The sequence below is a fragment of the Winslowiella iniecta genome (assembly GCF_001267535.1).
Lineage (GTDB): Bacteria > Pseudomonadota > Gammaproteobacteria > Enterobacterales > Enterobacteriaceae > Erwinia > Erwinia iniecta.
In genome coordinates this window covers 1-20,021 of sequence record NZ_JRXE01000032.1, presented here as the reverse complement: position 1 = coordinate 20,021, position 20,021 = coordinate 1, and the positions used below count along the sequence as shown (strand labels likewise).

Genomic DNA, 20,021 nt, shown 5'->3' with positions numbered 1-20,021 from the left:
CAGGGGTCCGGGATAATAGCCGCCATATTTGATTTTCGTGTAGATCTCATGGCGTTATTAGACAACCCGTTACAATTGATTATTGTACTCTTTGCCCTCTCGATCCTGCCGTTGCTGATCGTATTGGGCACCTCCTTTCTGAAACTGTCGATCGTATTCGCCCTGTTGCGAAACGCGCTGGGCATCCAACAGATACCACCGAATATCGCGCTGTATGGCCTGGCGCTGGTATTGACGTTTTTCACCATGGCACCGGTGGTACTGGCGATTCAGGACAACCTGGCCGAAAACCCGGTAAGCCTTGAGTCCCCGGCGTTTATCCAGCAGGTGGAAACCGGCATTCTGGCCCCCTACCGCGAGTTTCTGGAACGCAATACCGCGCCGGAACAGGTGCATTTCTTTGTCGATATTGGTCACCAAATCTGGCCGGAAAAATATCAACAACGCATTCCTGACAACTCACTGCTGGTAATGATGCCGGCGTTTACCGTCAGCCAGTTGATTGAAGCATTTAAGATCGGCCTGCTGCTGTTTCTGCCTTTTATTGCCATTGATCTGGTGGTTTCTAACGTGTTGCTGGCGATGGGCATGATGATGGTTTCACCAATGACAATCTCTATGCCTCTGAAACTGCTGGTATTCGTACTGATGGGCGGCTGGGAGAAGTTACTGCGCCAGTTGGTCCTCTCCTTTTCCTGACCGCGGAGTCAAACATGAGTGAAGCGATGATCACCCAGCTGGCGACGCAGATGATGTGGCTGGTACTGATCCTTTCTCTGCCGGTGGTCGTGGTGGCCTCGTTCGTCGGTATCCTGGTGAGTCTGATGCAGGCGCTGACGCAGATTCAGGAACAGACCATTCAGTTCCTTGCCAAACTGATCGCCGTTTCGATCACGCTGGCGGTGACCTATAGCTGGATGGGTGATGTGATACTGACTTATGCCGGGCTGGCATTTGATCAAATCACCCAGATGAGGGAATAACATGGTCGCCGTGTGGACACAATGGTTACCGATTATCGGTCTGTGCATGCTGCGTCCGCTGGGAGTCTTTCTGCTGATGCCGCTGTTCAGCACCGGCAACCTCGGCGGTATGTTAACCCGCAATTCGCTGTTATTAATGATCGCCTTACCACTGGTGCCGGTTTATACCGACTGGCCATTGCCTGCCGCCGGTGCCTGGGGCTTTTTTATGCTGGCAGCGGGCGAGCTGTGTATTGGTCTGCTGATTGGCTTTTGCGCCGCTATCCCCTTTTGGGCGCTGGATATGGCCGGTTTCGTGATTGATACCATGCGCGGTTCATCAATGGCCAGCGTACTGAACCCCTTGTTGGGGCAGCAATCCTCACTGTTTGGCCTGTTATTTACCCAGGTTTTTGGCGTGCTGTTTCTGATGAGCGGCTGTTTTAACGAACTGATGCGGGCCATCTACCACTCTTATCAAACCCTGCCGCCGGGCGGTGGACTGCACTATGGGCCTGATGCGCTGGCATTTCTCAGACAGCAGTGGCAACTGATGTATGAGCTGGGGCTGCGCTTCGCCATGCCTGCCATTGTGGTGATTTTGCTGGTGGATATGTCAATGGGACTGATTAACCGTTCCGCGCAGCAGTTAAACGTCTTCTTCCTCGCGATGCCGATTAAAAGTGCTTTTGCCCTGCTGATGCTGATCATCAGTTTCAATTTCGCCTTTGGTAGCGTGCTGGAGTACAGCACCTTCTTTAAGAATCTGAGCCAAACGCTGCTGGAGGCTTTTTCATGAGTGAAAAAACGGAAAAGCCCACACCGAAAAAAATTCGGGATGCGCGCAAAAAGGGTCAGGTAGCGAAAAGTGTTGAGGTCACCAGCGGTATGCAGCTGGCGATGATACTCGGCTATTTTACCTTCGAAGGGCCGGCATTATGGCGCATGTTAGTGCAATTGCAGGAGCTGTCGATCAATGCGGTAAATCAAGACCTGACGGAGGGTTTAAGCCAGATTATCAGTGCAGCGGGCTCACTGGCACTCCGTTTCGTTGCCGGGATTGCGGCAATAATGATCACTACCACGGCCTTTACCATTCTGGCGCAGATTGGCCCGCTGTTAGCCACTGAGGCACTGAAACCCTCAGCCAAAAAACTCAATGTGATCTCCAATCTCAAAAATATATTCTCCGCCAAAAACTTGTTTGAGTTCGTCAAATCGGTGCTGAAAGTCACGCTGCTGTCGCTGATTTTCTTTTATTTGCTGCGACAGTACAGCTCCACCATTCAGTTTCTGCCGCTCTACCCGGTTATCAACGGGCTGGAAGTGGCGATGCGCCTGCTGTTCTGGATGTTTCTGTCACTGATTGGTTTTTACGTGGTGATCGGCATCGCCGACCTTGCTTTCCAGCGTCATGACAACACCAAAAAAATGATGATGTCGATGGATGATATTAAGCAGGAGCATAAAAACCTCGAAGGAAATTCGGAAATTAAACAGAAGCGCAAAGAGGTGCATCGCGAAATTCAGAGCGGAAGCCTGGCTGCCAACGTGAAAAAGTCTACCGCCGTGGTACGTAACCCGACGCATATTGCCGTTTGCCTTTATTACCACCCGGAAAAATCACCGCTGCCGCAGGTGATTGAAATGGGACGCGATAAACGCGCATTACATATTGTGCAGTTGGCTGAGAAAGCGGGCATACCGGTCGTGGAAAATATTATGGTAGCGCGTGCCCTTGCCAGTGGTACCCCGGTTGGCGGTTATATTCCGGCCGAACTTTTTGAACCTGTGGCGCATATTCTGCGCCTCGCGATGAAGCTGGACTACGATGACGATGATAGTGAAGACGATGAAAGCTAAAAATATATTGATATTATTATTATGCGCTGGGTTAAGCGGCTGTTCTTTACAACACTCTTCGGCGGATGAACCCCCACTGAAGGCTGACGCTTCCCACTCTATAACCGCGCTTGATATGCCTGAAAACTTTGTCGAGCAGCCGGTTGAGCCACTCTCCTGGACACGTGGGGAGAACAACGCCAGCCCGCTACCGGCAACGGTGCCTGAAAAAGTGTCCGCCCCATCGGTGGCTGAAAAAACAACCGGATTGCCTGACGCGCCTGCGACAACTTTCGATCAGCACAAAGACAGGGAACGCTTTCATCCACTGGTCGAGCAGGTGTCGACAGAATTTGGCCTCGATGCCGATCTGCTGCACGCGATGATCCGTGTTGAATCCAATTATCAGCATGAAGCCGTTTCGCCGAAAGGCGCGCGCGGCTTGATGCAGGTGATGCCCGCGACCGGTGAGCGCTTTGGTTATACCGATTTGCTGGATCCGCAGCATAACCTGCGCGCAGGAGCCAGTTATATGCAGTGGTTAATCAAGCACTTCGATAATGATCTGACGCTGGCACTGGCGGGCTATAATGCGGGTGAAGGTGCGGTAAAGCGCTACGGCAGAACGGTTCCGCCTTATCGCGAAACACAGCAATATGTCGAAAAAGTGATGGCCCATTACAAGCAAATTCAGCCGCAATATCAGTCGCTTCCGGCAGGGAAACAGTATGCTATGCGCTCTGAAACGGTCGAGGAAAAGCCAGTGGAGAAAGTTGCCATCAATGGTCATGCGTTAGCGTCAAAACTTCTGGGATTATTGCTCTCTACGCCAAGTGCAGCGACCACCCGGCAGCAAAGCTCACAAGAGCCAATTCAGGCCTTATAATTAAGGCCTGAAATAAACGCTTTAATATCAATTAATTTCGGATATTAAACCATGAATAACTTAAACATAACCATCCATAAAATTATCTTTTCATAAAGGATTTTTATTTAATTCTGAATTCAAAAGAAAGGTGTACATTTCCAAAAACATTCAAATCTTCCTCTGGCAAATTAACTATTTATCTTAAGTTCATTTGCCAGGGGCAATGTCATGATACGTTCAGAATTAAATCGTGTTCCTTCAGGGTCGTCTGATTCACCCAATATACAAATACCTTCTCCATCGGAAAATGCTTCCGACAAGGCCACATCCAACCTCAACCTGGTGGATTTTGAACAACTTAATGTCCAGTACGATCGAATTGAAATCGACGAGGAGTGGCAGGATGTAACGTGCAAACTGGTGAAGGATATTGCGCTGGCACTGGGTAAAGAGAGCGTCCTGACACTAAACGCGGATCTGGCTGAAAGCATTATCCCTGAATATTATGGTCGTGATGAATTTCTGCGCGGCATGCTGACACCAGAATCTGGCCGTCAGGCGACCGAATTACAGATTGATCAATTCCTTAGCCAAATTCTGGCTAAGCTTGAGAGTTGCCCGGAACAGTTTAGTGTACCGGAGCCTTCTGAACCCGGCCTCGAGGGCATGTGGCGTTTTGCCCACGACCAACTGCTGCAAAATGCCGCCGGAGCGGTATCAAATGCCGCCAGACTGGTCGGCAATCTCACCAGTAATGTCATGCCCGCAACGGTACAGCCGGCCTTTTCGTCACTGATACAGTTTAGCGTAATGCAGGGGGCCGGCACCCTTGCCGTCAGTCAGAACCGAGATAGTGACGAAATTAATACCCTGCTGAAAACTTTCAGCAGCTCAATACTGATGTCACAATTATGGCAGTTTATGGGACAAAATGGCTCGCCAGGTGATTTTCTCAATCATCTGGGCAGTACGGTCACCGAGGCTATTTCAGGCATACTACACGGGCAGAGCTACGCCGCCATCGCATTGCGGATGACCAGCCACCTTCCCGGATTATTCAGCAGTGTACTGAGTTATACCGGCGGTGCGTTACCCGAGGTAATGCGGGATTTCGCCCATCAGTGGAACGAGCTGGTGGGGGCTGCCGGCATATCGAAAGGGACGCTCGACTGGATAAGTAATGCGATTACTGCCGCCGGTTGCCTTTATCTGGCGAGTCACGCAGTGCGCGGCCTGGTGCAGCAGCCGCCTGTAGCCAATACTGTCACTAACCTACTTGATGCCGCCAGCAGAGTGCGCCAGATGCTGGATCAGGTGGCCAGTCTCCCGGAGAAACTCAGGAAAGACCAGAGTTATTCCGGACCACGGCAAATAACCGACGCTTCAGTCGCAAAGTTTCCCAAACTGGACGCGGCAAAAGGCGAAGACATGGCTGTCAGAGGGGGAACCCGCACCCAGCCACCTGAGGCGATACCCTCGCCCAATGTATCAGCCGGTCCACAACCCGCCAGTTTGCTGAACATCAGTCAACCGCCGCAACCCAACCAACCTGCCACTTCAATGGGCGATTTAGGCGTCACAGTGGCTGCTGCGGCGGCGGGTTTGGCCATTGCAGGCCCGGGGGGCGGACTTGCAGGAGGTATACTGGGTGTGCTGGCGACAGCGGATGCCCGGCCAATAGAGCCAGAAAACGCTGCCATTGATCGACTTGATTCATTAAAAACGCTCAGTGCTAAACAGCAAAAAAATGTAGAAGCACTGATTCAAAGAGCTATCTATCAGGCAATGATTAAATTGGGTGATGGTCAGCTCATTTCATATATCTTTAAAGATATGCTACTGAATGAGTATGTCGATGAATTAAAGGATCTGTTGCGGGTTAAAGACTATCACTCGTTTCAGCCGACTTATAACCAGATAAAACAGGAAATAAATCAGTCGGAAGCCAGCGAGAGTGATCAGGACACGGAGAAAGTGGATAATCGGATTACCCATAAATTCTTGTCACGGCTGACAGAGAAAGTGCTCAATGGTGAGCAGATGGTTGAACAGATAACACCACTGGGAAAAATAGAAGACAACGTGAAGTTGTTACTCAGTGACACACCACCGATGTTGACTAAAATAGAAAATGAATTAAATACTGTCATAAACAGGAGTATAGATACGCAGCTGAGTAAGTATCATGATAATAATTTTATCGAGGAACTCTCGCTAACGCTTAAAGATAAAATGAAGCATCTTGCGGAACTCAGGATAGACTCTTATAAAGAGGAGTACGAAAAAGTAAGGAGTGGTGATTATGCCAGTGTTAAGGATAAATCTTATCCCACAGCATACTTTGGTGCTATGTCGATGGATTATCATATATGGTTTACCGATAAGCACCAGCAGGTGGTCACTGATGTTTTAGCTAAGGGGATGGATGAGTATATCTCGGCAGAAATTAACAAGTTCGCTAATAATCCGGAACTTATACTAAAAGAAGACATTGCCAAAGCAGGTCTGATTATAGATGAGAATATTGAAAATTTAAAATCCTTTATCAAAGAATTTGATTATATCGGGAATATCAACAAGGATATAGATGACAAAATAAAGAGTATTCCCGGATTCGAAAATAAAAATGGAACGGATACCGTCAGGTTAGAAAAAAAAGATGTAAGGGATCAGACGATCTACCATTACGACGTTCCACTCAGGGAGATTGCTTGTGGAGCCATGGATAAGCGACCGGAGTTAAGGGGGTTATCCGTTGAAAATAAGCAAGGTATTGATGAGCTCAGAAAATTCCCGGATAGCCTGCAAAGCGACTATTTGAACAGAGCGGAGCAGATAAACTCCGTATCAGCGAATAAAGAAGCGCTAAAAAAATATCAAGACCTCACCCTAAAAATGAATCTCAGAGCCTATCTGAAAACAGATGAGTATAAAAAACTACCAGTCGCGGTAAAAGAGAATTTTACTAAGTCGATTAATGGGTTCTTAAAGGGAGACGGTAGCGTCAAACCCCTGCTGTTAACCATAAGAGAGCAGCCACTTTCCAATATTATTGCCCTGCAAGGGGAAAGCAGCGATCCGGACAAAAAGCAGTACCTGTTAATCTCCACTACACCGCAAAACTGCGTTATCCTTCCCAACCTCGGAGTTATTAAAGATAAAGAGAAACAGACGTTTTTATTATCACATCTGTCCTCCAGAACCGTGAGCAGTGATAAATTAAAGACTGCATTTGATGAATACATCCCCATCAAGCCAGGTCTGCAGCATTATAATATTGCACAGGTTCAATATACCTCATCAACGGATTATCAGGACGAGCTGGTTAAACGTTTTAGCGATACCATGCGGTCAAATGTCGATACACTGCTTAAAACCAAAGCAGAAACCACCGCCGAGGACCGGCTGGCCTATATCAGGATGCTCAGTATACTGACAATCCCCCTGTCATTTATGGTACCGGGCAGCCTGGCTGGGGTCATGGCGATGCTGGCAGTCGAAGGTGCATTGACAGCAGCCAGCCTGGCAATAAGCTACCCAATGGCGAAAACAAATGAAGAACGTAAAGAGTTATTAACGGAAGCGTTGGTCGAGTTTGCTTTCTCCACTGTGGGCGAATTAATTCCTTTGGCGGCAGTAAAAGCAGCGGCATTGTATAAGCTGCATAAACTGGATAACGTTGCAAAACTCGCCGGAAAATCACCCTCAGATAATGTAAAGAGCATCGATGATATATTCCTTGAGGGTAGTTTTAAAAAGCCAGAAAATATCATTGTTAGCGGAAAGTCGGCTGACGTGTACAAGATTGATGAGAATACGCTGGTAAAAGTGTATAAAAAAGAGTTAAAGGATGCTCCGCTCGCGGATATCGGTAACGATCAGTTCTCCTTTAAAGCTGCCTCTGATAATGGCGTATTGAAAGAAGCAAAAACTAATGCCCGGGCGCTTAATCTTCTCTATGGTGATGGTGCTGCAACTGTAATGACTCGTCAAGGCATCAATGCACTTGAACGCACAGTTGAAGTGAAAATGAGAAAAATTCCCGGTGAATCAATTGAGTCCCTGTTAAAGACCGGCGATGCTGAAAATCTCACTGCGCTAAAAGAGGCCATCAATGCAAAAGGCATCGAAGAAATTGTTGAGCAATCGATAAAAAAATTAAAAGCAAAGGGTATCCTGCACCAGGATATTAATGCCGGAAATATTCTCTTCGACCCAAAGACTAATCAGTTTAACATCATTAATTTTGATCGTGCGGAGATTAACCCAAGGAAAATTGTTACACATCAGGGAGAGACACATCTTGAAATTGACCCTCTCGACGGTGTTAAGACTCAGGAGATGAGAACCCAGTTCAGAGTAACGATAGGGGACTCTCTTCGGGGGATTGATAACGCCATTGAGGCAAATAGAGTGAGGAAATTAAGACCGCTTGAGCTGGAAATCGACAGCAATGCACAACTGGACTTAACTCACTGTCTGATTAAACGCGGCGGGGGTAACAGCAAAGCCTGTAGCAGCCAAAAAATAACCGGCTCACCCGACGAGAAAGAACTGAATAATCAGGTACAGGTACTTAAAGAGTATATCCGGTCACCTCAGCAAAGAATTGTATGGATGATGGATGAAGTCAAAATCCTTAACTACAATGATATTGATAAATTTAAAAAATATACAGTAGGTTCAACGCTTTTCCGTGCGCACCATAGTACACGTGATGAAATCACTAAACTTGGCGTGTTACGCAATAACTCCCCCATTGAAAAGCTTAAAGAAAACCCGAAATTTGCTAACTTTGAAATCCCTGAAATCAGTAAAAATATTCCTGGCGGTGCCGATCATGAGTTTAATAAATATCTACAGGCCATTTTCGTCCATACCGCGACTGCCGGAACCGAAGGCAGAGCACTTTCTATGAGTGGCAGCCGCAGTGTATCTTCCAGTTTTAGAAGTAACAAAAAAAACCAGTTAACATTGGTAAAAATTAAAGTTAAAGGCGATCAAAAGCCCTTATTCATGACGACACCGGATGTGATTAAAACTTATGGTGGCTATGCACTTAAACATGGCATTATCAATAAAAATATCCTGGGGTTAGCCTTATTCCAGCTGTTGAATGCGGCAAAAGAGAAGGAGGTCTTCTTTATGGGGAAATATGCCGGACTCAACTGGGGGGAATTACCCGTTGGGCAAGCCAAAGTGATCTCAGGGTAAATTAAATTACGCAGATCCCCGGCAGCATGGATAGCCATGTGGCTGGGGAATACCCCTCGAAAGGATTGTTTTAGCGGCTATCCTGCGGCGACGGATCGATTGGAGTTAAGAGGTACAAATGCCCGGTGAAAACCGCAATGTGTTTGGTTAGTCGTTGCTTAGTTTGACAGTCTGCCAGGAGCGAGGAGCCGACATGACACCTGATTACGACGGTTCAGAATTAACGCGATAAAGGCCGCATATTGTCGATTAGCCCAATATTCTTCCTGCCTGAGATATTAAGCTTCAGAACTTTAAAAGTTGCTTACAGAATTGCCGGCTTCTGCCTTCCGTCAGGCCAATTAGCAGATTAACGAAACCTGCTGCCAGAAGTACAAAACCGGAAATAAGGAAGTTTTCTCTTTTTAACGCGAGCCAGATAAAACATAGTTATAGCCACGTATATTATGGGGATACCGATTATCAAAAAACGGACATATTTTGTTTTCTCCTTAGCAATATCGTCAGCGTCCGGTGAACTCAGGTTGCACTGGATGCTGACGATATTGCCAGGACGGAGCCAGAGTATGGCCCCGCAAATCATGACTCCTGCCTCATTAAGTAGGCATTGAGAACATGGTCACTTTACTGGTTTGTGGATCGATTGACAGAATACAGATTGCGAAGTTGCCGCCCAGGCGATCTTTACGATCTGATATTCTAAGATTGTAGGTCTCTGAGAAGGAGGTGTAGCCAGAGGAATTGGATGCATCAAGTTTGAAACCAATGAGCTGCTCGAAATAGGCTTTGGTCTTGCCCACACTATCCTTACACTGCTGGTTGGTGATTGTACCATTCTGTTTTGCAGAAGCCATGGTTTGCGGGGTGCTGGTGCTTTTAGTATTCAGCGCAGCATTTACTGCTTTCATCTGATCCCCAACTGTCTTCTGAAAATCTGCACAGGAAGCAGAAAGTAATACCATGCAACCAACAAGAATCTTTTTCATTGTGTTCCTTATAATATCATAATTGTATTTTTTACAGTATATCAATATGTTGGGCAAAGTCACCATCCGGCTCTGTGGCGTTCACATGATCAAAATACGCGTACCCTCCACTGGCTTTATACCAGCAAGCAATGGATCACGAGTCCGGACATTACGAAAGCGCCACCCCCCCCATGAGACGATGATCAGTGTGATGGTCGATGTCAGGTTGGGTCTCGATAAACGTGAGAATTTCGACTCCCGTGCCGGATAACTTGCCCATAGCTTTCTTATGTCTTCCAGAAACGCCCGACGCCGTCTGGCAGGCAGTGCCTTCCTTGTAGCGTAGGTAGTAGAGAGTTCGACAAGTTAATGAGACACTGCATTTTCTCCTTTAATTATGGTTATCAGCTGGCCAAAGCTGTTTGCTTCCCGCCAGTGAGTTAGCAGCCAGAATCATTCTGGAACCGTTAGCCCAGGCAATTTTCACACGTCCGTCCAGTTGAATGCCTATATAAAGCCATCCCTTTTTCATTTGTTATGTCAGATATACCGCAGAACAATTTCACTTACGTTATATAAGATACTGCAAAGCGATATCGCAAGCAGAAATACTGCCGACACGATTTCTATGCGTCTGCCATGCCGCTCCGGAACCCAGCGTTTTACCATCAGGATATAAAGCGACAGCACGGTAAAATCGAAAACCATCCAGACGAACGAGAGCGTCATGATACTGACCGTAAAATCTCGGGTCACCGTAATAAACTGTGGGAAAAAAGAGACGAAAAAAAGAATGTCTTTCGGATTTGAAATACCGGTGATGAAACCTCTTATGAAGCCGCTACGGTTGCTCACTCCCCTTTTATCGTTAACTTCAACTTCTTCTGATCCGCGCGCTCCCTGAAGACTGGTAAAGGCACTCCAGCCTATAAATAGCGAACCGGCTATCCCCACCAGATAAAGAACAAGCGGCGAAAGTGACAAAATGCCCGCCAGCATCAGGGCGGCAAACGCGATGAGAACCAGAGATGCGACGTTAGTGCCTGCTACCGTCGCAAAAGCTTTTCGGCTGCCGTACCGGGCTGCAGTTCCTGTAACCAGCGCAATCACCGGCCCAGGAGTCAACAGCAGCAGCAGAACCGCCAGGAAATATGCCCCCAGTAAAGTCAAGTTCATGGCTTGTTTTTCTCTGTATGGATGTGACGTGGGCAGCGACCAAAGTCAGCCGCGCCGGGTTCCCCGGCCTCCGCAGTCCCTCAGTAATATGGCAAGATCTTCCCCGTCATTAAGTCGTCCATTTATCATCTCATTTCCTTATCAGCACCCTTTTGATGAGCTGTATTATTCAGCCACAACGGAGCGTTGAAAAATGGAAAAAACTGCTATTTAATGTGAGTTAAACTCACAATGAATAATTGCCATGACACTGCCACCACTTTATGCGCTGCGTGCTTTTGAAGCTGCTGCCCGTCTTGGCTCTTTCAGTAAAGCTGCTGCCTTACTGAATGTAACCCCCGGCGCTGTCAGCCGGCATATCCGAACGCTGGAAGCATGGTTTCAATGCGATCTCTTTCGGCGTAACGGACCCCGTGTCGATGTGACGGATGCAGGTCGCGTACTGGCAGAACAGCTAACTGAAGGCTTCCAGTTCCTGGAAAGAGCCTGTTATGCCTTTCGCGGTAATAGCCGCGAGCTTCGTTTGAAAGCGCCGTCGACCCTGACCATGCGCTGGCTACTCGATGTGCTAAATGCATTTCGTGAGCAATACTCAACGCCTCAAATTGAGATTTCCAGCGTCTGGATGGATACCGATACGGTTGATTTCAGCCGAGAACCTTATGACTGTGCCATTTTGCTGGGAAATGGTCAGTTCGGACCGGGGACCGAAAGTCGCCTGCTGTTTAATGAATGGCTTGTTCCGGTCTGTACACCGGCGCTGGTAGAAGAGGCGCAAAAAGACATTTTCAGCTGTGAGCTTATTCATCCCTCACCTGATCGCCGTGACTGGCGAAGATGGCTTAAACGAACGGGAAAATTTGGTGATCTCAATATCGCCCGGGGTAAGGTTTTCGACACGCTGGAGCAAGGGAATCAGGCGGCGATAAGCGGCCATGGTATTTCTGTCGGTGATTTACTGCTAAGCAAGGAAGCAATTAAAAGCGGCCTGTTGGCTCTGCCATTTAACGAGGCTGTAGCAACCGGTGACAGTTATTGGCTTGTCTGGACAAAAGGAACGCCGCACAGAAATAATATCGGTCTGCTTTATGACTGGTTAAAAGACGCTGTGCCTAACCACACGCCTGCGGAAATTGACTACCTGAACTAACACCCGCTCTCGGTACCCATCAGTCGCTGGCATTCCTTTACGGCAAATTTGAGCGATAAGCCGACTCGCAAGCCTTAATAAGTGAGGACGAAAGGCGCGTATTGAATCACTCAGTGACCGTGAACCGTCAATCCTACCAGCCGGATAACCATCGGACGTACAACGAGTATGCAAACAAAAGCCGATGGCATGGCAACCTGATACGCATTCATCACATTTGTCATGTAATCCGGCCCCATGCCAAATTCGGAAAGGGTGATGACCAGACTCATCAGAAACGCCATGATGGTCGCCATATAAAGAGCAAATATGTAGGGTGAAGCATGCTCAGGAAAGCGGATTCGTGGGATTTTTTTAGCGATAGTATTGGTCATCGAGTTGTCCTGTTTAACAAAGGTTAGCGAAACAGCAGCTAACCTAACAAGCTAATTAAGACGGTGGTAGAGAGGTTGTGCTTTAATCATTGTTAAGTAAAAGCAACGAATAAAGTATCGGGGATGATATGGACATGTTGGGTCTGATTAGCAATTTCATCCGCGTGGTGGAGAACGGCAGTATCGCAGCGGCGGCGCGAGCTAAAGGGATGAGTCCAGCGGCGGTTAGCCAGAGCCTTTCTCGGCTTGAGGCACATTTGGGCGTACGTCTGCTATCGCGCACCACCCGTAGCATGACATTAACTGAAAATGGCAAACGTTATTTCGAGAAAGTCCGTCATATTCCACATGATATCGACCTCGCCTCACAGGCTGCTGCGCTTGAAACCAGGCCGCAGGGTCCACTTTGCATCGCTACGACTGCCGCGTTTGGTCGGTACGTTATAGCGCCACTTATGCCTGCGTTCAAAGCGTCTTTTCCCGATATTGATATTGAACTGATTAGTACCGATCGCAACGTCGACCATCGGTTGGAAGGTGTCGACGTCAGTATCCGCATCGAGGCACAACTAAACGATCAACTGATTGCCCGAAAAATCGCATCGTTACCCTTTATATTCTGCGCGGCCCCCGCTTATCTGGACCGCGCGGGCATCCCGCAGATTCCTGAAGAACTTAGCCGGCACGCCTGCCTTGTTTTCCGCTATCCCACAGATGGACGTTTTCTACCGTGGAATTTTATCGTCGATGGACAACCTGTTAACGCGAAGCTCAATCCCAAATTCATTAGCGATGATATTGATATTATTGCAAAAATAGCAGTAAACGGGGGGGGGATTGCCCGTCTGGCAAGTTTTATTGCTCAGCCGCTGATAGATAATGGTCAACTAACACCTTTGTTTTGCTCAGGCCACAGTGACGAGAACTACGTAGAGTCGTTACCGATGAATATTTATGCCTGTGTTAACGAACGTTCGGCACTCAATTCAAAGGTAAGAGCATTTATTGAGTTTATACAAAATGCGATTTAAGACGAGGGCGCCGACGCGTCAAATATTTGTCACTGACAGGGATGATGAGCCAGGCATCAGGCGAAGTACGCAAAAAATTGCAGACCAGGCGGGACGTGAAAATGCGGCGTTTGTCGTTTACGGGCGTGATACCGATCAACCTGACCGTCAGACCCAATTACTCCCTGAGCCAAAACGAACTCAGATCTAATACAAATCAGTGCCATTCCCCACTAAACCCACAACAAAAAGCCGCGCCCCCAGCAGATTTTCACATCTGCTGGGGGCGCGGCAATAAGGATAATTAAGTGGCGGGCTATTACGCCACTGCGGCTTTACCTTTGACGCCTGCGTCATAAACCAGCCACTGATCGCCATCAATTTCCTGCCAGTAAGCGCCCTGATAGACCAGCACTTCAGCCAGACGCTGGCGCAAGCTCAGCACATCAGACTGAATACTGTCCAGCAGCATCCCGCGCACATGTTTCATCTGCGGTACGTGGCGCTCCAGCTGGTGAATCAATTTAATAAAACCTGCGGCCGCACGATTATCACTGCTGGTATCGTGATGCGCTTTAAAATCACAGACCACCAGTTGGTCCCCTTCCAGACGGTACACCAGCTCAAATTCTGCCAGCGTCACCCGCCAGCCAATCACAAACTGGCTGTTACCAAAATAGGCCACTTCCGGCGTTTTACCCTGGCTGCGTAAATAGTCGGTTACCGCATCGGCTTTCACTGTCACTTGCTGCATCGTTTTCTCCATCAGGGGTTAAGCCCCCAGGCTTAACCCCTTTTTTAACAACTACATGCGTACTGCACCCATAATGCGTTCTTGCAGGCTCATCAGTTCACGTGTCAGATCTATCATGCGGCGAGACGCTTCAGCCGCTTTTTCTACGGTCGCAGACAGACCTTTCCAGTATTCGCTGGCGGCATTTGACTGATAGTCAGCCAGCAATTGCACTTCCTGTGCTTCACGAGTCAGTCCGGCACTTCCCATCGCGGCATTACCTTCACCGATTTTGCCAATGCCTTCCGCACCGCTGGACACAAATGAGCCGACACCCGTCGGCGCGATACCGCCGAGAAATGCGCCTGCCACACCCAGTCCACCCGACATGATTTTCGACTTACCGGTTTTGACTGCCGATTCATAGTTCAGCTCGATGGCACGCTCTTTATTTCCCAGAGCAACCAGATCTTTCTGATGAGCTGACGATTGCTGAGCGGTGAAATGATCGCGCTGCATATCGCGGATTTCACTGTTCATTTTTTGCAGCATGGCGATCAAGTTATCAATCGTTGCAATGGCGCCATTGCCTGCGGCAGAACGCCCGCTGGTGCTTTCTGGCTGTGCCTGGGTAATGCTGGTGTTATTAATTTGGTTGATGTTACTCATCTTATCTCTCTCCCTTGATTGGTGTTTAAACAAAAATTAATTAATGGTTTAACGTTTGGTAAATGCGCCTCTCATAATTTGATCAAAAGCGCCAAATATTAATGCCAGCTCGGCGAGTTTTCTGACCAGCCCCTCTGTCTGCTGCGTCAGCTCTTGATGGCTGGCATCACTCATATTTCTCTCGCCATCGACTTGCTCTGTCATCCTGGACAACACGTCACGGGCAACCTCTTTGATGCTGTCCAGCAGCGTGCCGGCAACGTTGGCGTTCGCGCCATGCAGCACCAAAATGCTACTGATTGTCGCTAACTGATTGGTCCCATCCTTGTACTGACCGGGCTCAGCCATTTTTCTCAGACCATCGACCAATGTTCCCACCGACATAAGGATGCTGCCGGTATACGAGTGTTGAATGGCTTCCGTGCCAAGAGCCTGAATGGCAATAGCCGTCGCGGCGAGCGTATGCTTGACCACTTCATCCATGTCGCGCTGCCGGTCGCGATCGCGCAAAGCGATCTCCATAATCAGCGCAACCAGCTCAGCCATGGTGATGTTCTGCCCCTGATTGCTGGCTGCCACCACCACTTCGCGGGCTTCCTGCAAAATACCTGAAAAAGCAATATTATTGAGTTTCCCGGAGGCATCATCAGCAGCACGACTTAAAGCCTGTTCAAGCTGCGCAAAACGTGGCTGATCGACAAGTTGCATGGCAATCGTCTCAACCCCTTCAGCAGTAAGTTCTTCAGCCAGAACCTTATCTACATCGGTTTGCGCGAGCGGGGTCTCTGTTACTTTCCCGCTTTGCTGCTCGATGTTCTGCACCCAGTTAAGGACATTCAAAGAACTTACTGTCGTCATAACAACTCCTGATTACACCATTGAAGCGGCTACTTGCGCCTGGCAAGAGGCGGTTTTGCCAATCGTCGTGACAGCGCCCTGCATGATGTCGGCCTGACTGTCTTGCAGATCTTTGATCTTTTTAATGCCATCCTTTTTGCTCGCTTCAAAGAACTCGAAGAAGTTCTGGGTCCATTGCTGATCAAGGACCAGCTGGTCAATTTTCTTCTGCAGTTCCGCTTTTTGCTTCTCAATGGTGCCAACGGTAATGTTTTGCGCACTGGTCACTGCCGTACGCGTCACGGTCATCGCCGTGGTCGCGCCGCAGGTTACGCCTTTCGCCAGCGCCGCCATTACCTGCCAGCGAATCTCAGCCATCACTTTTTCGGTGACTTCTTTCGCCGTCAGTTCAACACCGCGCTTAATGGCGTCCTTACCGACTTTTTCCACGGCATTGCCGACCATTTTCTCAATCGCTTCAGTGCCGAAGTGCTTGGCCATCTTGTTGACGCCAAAGTTATGCGCCGCTCTCTTGATGGCGTTTTTACTGGCTTCTTCCGCCAGCTCTTTCGCCGCACGGGTGACAATTTGTTCGCCGATTTCTGCTGCAACTTTCTTACCGACCTGGGACGCTGCGGCGGACAGCGCAGTTTTACTACCTTGTCTAATTGCGGCGGAAATCGCCTGGTCAGCACCTTCCTGCAATACTTTACCGACGACTTTAGGTACCACTTTGGTCAGAACGGCATTGCGCACCGCACTGGTGATATCAATCGCCGCACCGGCAATTTCAAACGCCAGCTGGATTTTTCCGGCTGCGTCGGCAACCTTTTTATATTTCTCAGCATTTTCCGGGTCGACGAGCGCGAGGGTATTCGCCATCGCTTTCACCAGACCGGCCATACCGGCCATCAGATCCATCGCGCCGCCCGCAGCCTGCATGGCGTTGCCGCTCATCACGCCACCCACAATCTTGGCAACGCCGGTCACCACTTCGACTGCCGCAACCACCCAGTCAAATACCACGCTGAGGATGCCCGCTTTTTTCGCTTTGTCCTGCTGCTCGACCGCGGCGTTCATCTGCTCGCGAATCTGATCGACTTCCTGCTTGCGCAGCAAGTCTTGCTTGTCGGTCATAATCGACAGCGCTTTGCCTTTCAACTCCGCAACGTCACCGAGAATCTGGTTTGCCAGCATGGTCGACGCGAGGAACATCGCCTCCATCGACACCCGCTCTACGGTCGGCACAGTGAGTTTGAAGCCCGGCTCATTTCCCGGTGGCGTTGGAAGCGAGCGCTGAATATTGCTTAATGCGGCCTGCGCTTCCTGACGAGTGCCCGTCGTCTGCGCTGGGGTCGGTACCGCCAGCTGTGAAAGCGGTGATTTTTGCCCGTCGTTATCATTAATAAACAGTCTGAGGACCGGCTGTGCGGTTTTTTCGCTGCGTGGTGCTTTGCCTGTCGCTAATTCATCCGGCAATTCACTGCTCAGTACACGCCCGCTAAGGGCACGATCTACACCAATACTCATGATATTTCCTCCGTGGTAGCGGTTAACATCCTTTCCGCATTTCCCTTAATTTCCTGATAATGTGATTGTTCGCCGCACCACATGATGGCGGCATTAAACGCTTTGCGGGCGTAAGCTTCATTGCCTAACAGGCGATAGCTGAGACCGGCAAAAAACGCCGCCCGCGGGTCGTCGATATTGATCATTCCGGCTCGTGCAAAGCAGGAAATGGCTTCTTCATGGGCAGAAAGGCGCTGATGGGATAGCCCTAATCCCAGCAGATAGTCGTAATTCCAGTGATCAAACGTGCTTAAAAGTTGATAAAAGTTGCGCGATGCGACGAACTCGCCAGCAGCAAACAACTGACCGGCATAGCCGTACAGTTGCGACAAATCCTGATCGGCAATATCGGTTAACATCCGTAATGAGCCACCGCGCGAAAAGAAGCGTTGCAGCACATCATCGTTCTCTTCTGCCGGTGGGGCGATAATGGTCTCTGACATAAAAACTCCATGTTAAGGCGCGTTGAAATTCGGCTCTTCGCGCCATGTTAGAGGGTGAAAAATCAAATAAACGCACGCCGATGTTTTTTCGCCATCACTGGCTTAACCGGTGCTTCGACAACGGGCACCACAGCAGCAGCAGTGGTCTGGCCTGGTTGAGCCACTTGATCGGGTACCAGCTGTTTCAGTTGCTTACCCAGTTGCTCAAAGGTTTTTTTCATCATGGCGGCTTTGTCAGCCATTTGCTTCGGTACGCGATCGCCCTTCAATACCCCATCAAGGTTTTTCAGCTTGCGCTGAGCATCGGGATCGGTGGCGGCACGTGAGTGCAGTTGGGCAATCTCTTCCTGCAGCTTTTTAAATTCATCAATTTGTTTTTTAAATCCCACCCGACGCATTTGCAGGGTATCGATCATGGTTTTCAGCTGGTTCAGGTCTTGCATTTTTATTCCCCCTGGTGAGGTAAAACGGGGCAAAAGCATTACGCCTCAGCCCCTAAAATCATTAGCGGATAGACTGGGCGATCGATTTAGTCGATTCTGCGTTCATGCTCTGGATACTGTTAGCCATGGTTACCGCGGTGTTGAAGTTCTGCATCAGTTGTTGCAGCTTCAGCTGGTTCTGCTGTACAAAGTCAGACGCGCGACCTGAATGGGATTCCAGCGCGGATTTAACCGCCGTCAGGTCAGCTTTGTTCAGGGTGGTGCCATTTTCAGCAATAAACTTGTCAATGCTCATGCCGTTGACTTCGATATTATTTTCACGCATATACGCGATGACATCTGGCGGCAGCTCGGCCGTGCCTTTGGCGTCAGCCAGGCTCGCCAGCAGCGCATCAACGCGGTTAGCCATATCCTGCGCATCACGTGACACTTCGGTCTTCTTGCTCATCTGCTCGAACTTGGCATTCGCCAGTTCGGTAAACAGCAGCATGATGTTTTCCATCGAAACCATCGCGGTACCCATCAGTGAGGTATTGCTACCCGCTCTGAGGTAGTCGATATCGCTGACTGACTGGCCGAAAACGGGTGATTCGCTTCGGGCAAGGCTGACAACGTTATTGATAGCGATCATGAACTCTCTTTCCTTATGGTGTTTTAAAATGGTTTGCCAGATGGTCTAATCCGGCGTAGTTTTGTTTTTGTTGTGGCTATGATAGATATCTGGCAAAAATAGATTTGCGGATCTCTGCAAAACATTCTGTTTTTAAGCATCAATACTCAGAGATTTATTAGCGACAAATATCAGGTCAACACCTGATACCTTTCTTTTTACACAGAGAAAATGTAGCGATTTATTATTTACCAGAGACAACTCACCTTATTCATCGCTATCGCCAGCAAAGAGATTTATTACCGTATGTATATTTTTATTAATAAACCCACCGATATAAATTTTAATACCCACCACTCAATTTATAAAAAACACAAAAAATGGCTTATAAATAAAGATAACCGTTATTAATAGTGTTATTTATCGGCAAGCTGCGGATATTTTTTTCAGTATTTTTCATTAAATAATGACTTATCGATAAATAGAAAAACGGCAGTACGCTAACGTACTGCCGTCAGAAGTAAATCAGTTATTAGCGGATAGACTGAGCGATAGATTTGGCCGATTCTGCGTTCATACTCTGCACGCTGTTGGCCATGGTGACCGCGGTGTTGAAGTTCTGCATCAGTTGCTGCAACTTCAGCTGGTTCTGCTGGACGAAGTCAGACGCACGGCCTGAATGGGATTCCAGTGCAGATTTGACAGCCGTCAGATCAGCTTTATCCAGTTTGATGGCGTCTTGCAGGGCGCTCTGAATTTTTGCCATATTATCTGAGGTGATAACTTTATCGAATGACTGTAATTCTCCATTGGAGATTTCGCTATCTGTCAGAAGTGCGTAAACGCTTTTGCCATCAACCTTGATACCATTGTCGTCCATGAATTTAAGAAGGCCTGCAATGTCTTCTTCCTTAAATTCTTTTTGGCTCGGATCCGCCAGCAGTTGTGACAGCGCTGCCAGAACGTCACCGGCACCAGGTATTTTGCTGTTCAGGAAATCATCAATACTCTGGCCGTTGACTTCAATGTTATTGGCGCGCATATAAGCGATAACATCTGCCGGCAACTCTGCCTTGTCCCTGCCATCGGCCAGACCCGCCAGCAGCGCGTCAACGCGGTTAGCCATATCCTGCGCATCGCGAGAGACTTCAGT

At 48.6% G+C, this 20,021-nt stretch carries 19 protein-coding genes; 8 read left to right on the top strand and 11 right to left on the bottom strand.

Features of this window, described 5'->3' with window-relative positions:
• Positions 1-48 precede the first annotated feature (48 nt).
• The 6 genes from sctR to NG42_RS18900 all read left to right on the top strand — a co-directional run bounded on the left by sctR (position 49) and on the right by NG42_RS18900 (position 8,886).
• The gene (gene sctR, locus NG42_RS18925; RefSeq protein ID WP_052902117.1) at positions 49-699 is read left to right on the top strand and encodes a type III secretion system export apparatus subunit SctR; all 651 of its coding nucleotides are present in this window, start codon (positions 49-51) and stop codon (positions 697-699) included.
• 14 nt (positions 700-713) lie between these two features.
• Positions 714-983, top strand: coding sequence for a type III secretion system export apparatus subunit SctS (gene sctS / locus NG42_RS18920; RefSeq protein ID WP_052902115.1), 270 nt, complete (start codon positions 714-716; stop codon positions 981-983).
• Position 984: 1 nt separating this feature from the next.
• Positions 985-1,761 (top strand): type III secretion system export apparatus subunit SctT, encoded by a 777-nt coding sequence (gene sctT, locus NG42_RS18915; RefSeq protein ID WP_052902113.1) that lies wholly within the window; start codon positions 985-987, stop codon positions 1,759-1,761.
• On the top strand, positions 1,758-2,825 hold the full coding sequence (locus tag NG42_RS18910; protein WP_052902111.1) for an EscU/YscU/HrcU family type III secretion system export apparatus switch protein: 1,068 nt from the start codon (positions 1,758-1,760) through the stop codon (positions 2,823-2,825). Before sctT ends, NG42_RS18910 begins: the two co-directional genes overlap by 4 nt.
• A 115-nt stretch (positions 2,826-2,940) precedes the next feature.
• Positions 2,941-3,690: a lytic transglycosylase domain-containing protein gene (locus NG42_RS18905; RefSeq protein WP_053115937.1), complete on the top strand. Its 750-nt coding sequence runs from the start codon at positions 2,941-2,943 to the stop codon at positions 3,688-3,690.
• Between the two features lie 210 nt (positions 3,691-3,900).
• Positions 3,901-8,886 carry an OspG family effector kinase gene (locus tag NG42_RS18900; protein ID WP_052902109.1) on the top strand — a complete coding sequence of 1,662 codons (4,986 nt, stop codon included), beginning with the start codon at positions 3,901-3,903 and terminating at the stop codon, positions 8,884-8,886.
• A gap of 596 nt (positions 8,887-9,482) precedes the next feature.
• Here NG42_RS18900 and NG42_RS18890 read toward each other — a convergent pair.
• A complete protein-coding gene (locus NG42_RS18890) occupies positions 9,483-9,872 on the bottom strand; it encodes a hypothetical protein (protein ID WP_052902105.1) in 390 nt (129 codons plus the stop codon).
• 522 nt (positions 9,873-10,394) lie between these two features.
• Positions 10,395-11,030, bottom strand: coding sequence for a LysE family translocator (locus tag NG42_RS18885; RefSeq protein WP_052902103.1), 636 nt, complete (start codon positions 11,028-11,030; stop codon positions 10,395-10,397).
• Between the two features lie 244 nt (positions 11,031-11,274).
• On the opposite strand from NG42_RS18885, the gene NG42_RS18880 reads away from it, so the two are divergent.
• Positions 11,275-12,180 (top strand): LysR substrate-binding domain-containing protein, encoded by a 906-nt coding sequence (locus NG42_RS18880; RefSeq protein ID WP_052902101.1) that lies wholly within the window; start codon positions 11,275-11,277, stop codon positions 12,178-12,180.
• Positions 12,181-12,290: 110 nt separating this feature from the next.
• Here NG42_RS18880 and NG42_RS18875 read toward each other — a convergent pair whose 3' ends face one another.
• The gene (locus tag NG42_RS18875) at positions 12,291-12,554 is read right to left on the bottom strand and encodes a DUF2798 domain-containing protein (protein ID WP_052902099.1); all 264 of its coding nucleotides are present in this window, start codon (positions 12,552-12,554) and stop codon (positions 12,291-12,293) included.
• A gap of 128 nt (positions 12,555-12,682) precedes the next feature.
• On the opposite strand from NG42_RS18875, the gene NG42_RS18870 reads away from it, so the two are divergent.
• Positions 12,683-13,585 (top strand): LysR family transcriptional regulator, encoded by a 903-nt coding sequence (locus tag NG42_RS18870; protein ID WP_052902097.1) that lies wholly within the window; start codon positions 12,683-12,685, stop codon positions 13,583-13,585.
• Positions 13,586-13,883: 298 nt separating this feature from the next.
• Here the strand turns inward: NG42_RS18870 and sseE are convergent, their stop codons facing one another.
• The 8 genes from sseE to NG42_RS18825 all read right to left on the bottom strand — a co-directional run.
• Positions 13,884-14,318 (bottom strand): type III secretion system effector protein SseE, encoded by a 435-nt coding sequence (gene sseE, locus NG42_RS18860; RefSeq protein WP_052902094.1) that lies wholly within the window; start codon positions 14,316-14,318, stop codon positions 13,884-13,886.
• Positions 14,319-14,369: 51 nt separating this feature from the next.
• Positions 14,370-14,966, bottom strand: coding sequence for a type III secretion system translocon protein SseD (gene sseD, locus NG42_RS18855; RefSeq protein WP_053115938.1), 597 nt, complete (start codon positions 14,964-14,966; stop codon positions 14,370-14,372).
• A 48-nt stretch (positions 14,967-15,014) separates the two neighbouring features.
• Entirely contained in the window at positions 15,015-15,824 is an 810-nt protein-coding gene (locus NG42_RS18850; protein WP_052902092.1) for a hypothetical protein, read from the bottom strand.
• 12 nt (positions 15,825-15,836) lie between these two features.
• Positions 15,837-17,333 carry a type III secretion system translocon subunit SseC family protein gene (sctE, locus tag NG42_RS18845; RefSeq protein ID WP_053115939.1) on the bottom strand — a complete coding sequence of 499 codons (1,497 nt, stop codon included), beginning with the start codon at positions 17,331-17,333 and terminating at the stop codon, positions 15,837-15,839.
• On the bottom strand, positions 17,330-17,815 hold the full coding sequence (locus tag NG42_RS18840; RefSeq protein ID WP_052902090.1) for a SycD/LcrH family type III secretion system chaperone: 486 nt from the start codon (positions 17,813-17,815) through the stop codon (positions 17,330-17,332). The genes sctE and NG42_RS18840 overlap by 4 nt, the downstream gene beginning before the upstream one ends.
• Positions 17,816-17,877: 62 nt before the next feature.
• Positions 17,878-18,258 carry a hypothetical protein gene (locus NG42_RS18835; protein ID WP_052902088.1) on the bottom strand — a complete coding sequence of 127 codons (381 nt, stop codon included), beginning with the start codon at positions 18,256-18,258 and terminating at the stop codon, positions 17,878-17,880.
• A 61-nt stretch (positions 18,259-18,319) separates the two neighbouring features.
• Positions 18,320-18,889: a type III secretion system translocon protein SseB gene (sseB, locus tag NG42_RS18830; RefSeq protein ID WP_053115940.1), complete on the bottom strand. Its 570-nt coding sequence runs from the start codon at positions 18,887-18,889 to the stop codon at positions 18,320-18,322.
• Positions 18,890-19,400: 511 nt separating this feature from the next.
• A partial coding sequence (locus NG42_RS18825) for a hypothetical protein (protein ID WP_052902086.1) occupies positions 19,401-20,021 on the bottom strand: 621 nt, incomplete at its 5' end.